This is a genomic window from Halomonas sp. ND22Bw (assembly GCF_003011945.1).
Taxonomy (GTDB): domain Bacteria; phylum Pseudomonadota; class Gammaproteobacteria; order Pseudomonadales; family Halomonadaceae; genus Halomonas; species Halomonas halophila.
The window spans coordinates 1-238 of record NZ_PXWD01001726.1; the positions used below are offsets into that span (position 1 = coordinate 1).

Annotated in this window: 1 pseudogene; it reads left to right on the top strand. The window is 65.5% G+C overall.

From position 1 onward, the window contains the following. Positions 1-238: pseudogene (locus CVH10_RS26420) on the top strand (hypothetical protein); the annotation flags it as partial.

Sequence of the window (238 nt, forward strand, 5' to 3'; positions counted from 1 at the left end):
CGGTTCCTTGCGTTTCGAGACCAACGTTCGCCATCAGGCGGGCCATGAGATACCCGTAGACGTTTCCGTCAGCCTGGTGACGAGCGAGGGAGAGAGCTTCGCCCACGTCTGCGTCGACGACCTGCGCGAACGCCGCGCTGCCGAGTGCCGGATCCGGCAATTGCTGCAGTTCGACGAACTGACCGGGCTGCCGAACCGTGGCCTGCTCTTCGAGCGGCTGGGCGCGACCTTGCAGACC